Origin of the sequence: Wolbachia endosymbiont of Nomada ferruginata, assembly GCF_001675785.1 — a bacterium.
GTDB classification, from domain to species: domain Bacteria; phylum Pseudomonadota; class Alphaproteobacteria; order Rickettsiales; family Anaplasmataceae; genus Wolbachia; species Wolbachia pipientis.
In genome coordinates this window covers 1-700 of sequence record NZ_LYUY01000184.1, presented here as the reverse complement: position 1 = coordinate 700, position 700 = coordinate 1, and the positions used below count along the sequence as shown (strand labels likewise).

At 38.0% G+C, this 700-nt stretch carries 2 protein-coding genes; one reads left to right on the top strand and one right to left on the bottom strand.

Features of this window, described 5'->3' with window-relative positions:
- Positions 1 to 96: 96 nt before the first annotated feature.
- Positions 97 to 360 carry a WPE palindromic element domain-containing protein gene (locus tag BA053_RS07035; protein WP_065094881.1) on the top strand — a complete coding sequence of 88 codons (264 nt, stop codon included), beginning with the start codon at positions 97 to 99 and terminating at the stop codon, positions 358 to 360.
- Here BA053_RS07035 and BA053_RS06365 read toward each other — a convergent pair.
- On the bottom strand, positions 323 to 541 hold the full coding sequence (locus BA053_RS06365) for a TA system antitoxin ParD family protein (RefSeq protein ID WP_065094882.1): 219 nt from the start codon (positions 539 to 541) through the stop codon (positions 323 to 325). The genes BA053_RS07035 and BA053_RS06365 overlap by 38 nt on opposite strands.
- Positions 542 to 700 lie beyond the last annotated feature (159 nt).

Sequence of the window (700 nt, the reverse complement as noted above, 5' to 3'; positions counted from 1 at the left end):
TCATCTAAGTAGCCATAAAGCGTCATTCCGGTGACCATAGGGTGTCATTCCAGTGCTTGACATACAGCTGTACAAACATTTGTTTGTAAAGGCAGTATGTTAAGTGTTATAGCCGGTTTTGCCTCAAAGACAAAGGCAGTGCCCAGACACTGGGATCCAGAAAAATTGATTGTGCATTATACAACATTTTCGATCAAAAGCTGGATTCCAGTGTCAAGCACTGGAATGACAGGAAAGGGGTGCTGGGATAACAAGGAGAGAAATACTGGTATGACAAAAATTGGCACTGAGACGATAGAAAAGGAGCACTTATGGAATATGGCTACAAAGGCTTATACTCTTCAATATTGCCTAATTTAGCATCCTCAATACCTGAAAGGATTTCTTTAATGATGTTATAGCTTAGCTCCGGGTTATCTTCAACAACTTGACCAATTTTAGCCCAATGCTCGATTTGTTGTGGTACGGAACGATTTTGTAACATGGAATGGGACTGTACTATTTCCTCAAATTCTCCATCAAGATTTACTGTTATATCCATGATATTGTTACTTCTACTTTAAGCTATTATACCATATATTGGAAATTTTTTCAATATAAAATTTTCATCTGGAAATACACACCACAGTTAACTGTGGTGTGTACTGGCTGGTTAGAAAGAAAACTTCACACCAGTAAGAAGGAGAATTCCTTGGTTAGA